We start from the raw sequence: 689 nt of genomic DNA on the forward strand, positions 1-689 counted from the left end.
ACCTACCCCTATCTCACTTTTAACATCCATGTGCAGGCCTTGCAAATCAAGCAATCTTTTTACAATGGCCAGGCCCAAACCCGTACCACCATATTGGCGGGTGGTGGTTAATGATTCCTGCGTAAATGGCTCAAATATGCTGTTAAGGTTATGTTCCTCGATACCGATACCRGTGTCTTTTATCAAAAATTTGACGATAACAGTATTATGCCGGTCCTCAAAACACGTAGCCTTAACCAAAACATTCCCTTTTGATGTAAATTTTATTGCATTACTAACCAGGTTATAAATAATTTGGGCAATGCGTGTAGGATCGCCAAAAATCACTTTATCATTTAGTAAACAATCAACCTCCATTTCAAACTTCAAACCTTTTTCTGCAGCCTTTATCATCTGCGCGCCGCAAGTATTGTTCATCAGTTCGGACAGGTTAAAACGGGTGTTTTCAAAAACAACCTTACCCGATTCTATCTTATTAAAATCAAGCACATCGTTAACAATGGTAAGCAGGTTATTTGCCGAAAACTTTAGTATTTCCAGGTTTTCTACCTGGTCGTTCCTTGGATCGTTCATCAGCAGCAGGTTGCTCATTCCTATCACGGCATTAAGCGGCGTACGAATTTCATGCGACATGGTTGCAAGAAATTCGGTTTTGACGTGAGTTGATTTTTCGGCCTTTTCAATTGCAG

General features: G+C 40.4%; 1 protein-coding gene. It reads right to left on the bottom strand.

Annotation, left to right across the window (positions count from 1 at the left end):
- A partial coding sequence (locus AC1DPZ_RS28520) for a sensor histidine kinase (RefSeq protein ID WP_477409890.1) occupies positions 1-684 on the bottom strand: 684 nt, incomplete at its 3' end.
- Between the last annotated feature and the right edge of the window lie 5 nt (positions 685-689).

This window comes from Mucilaginibacter sp. P4_G9 (assembly GCF_056400985.1).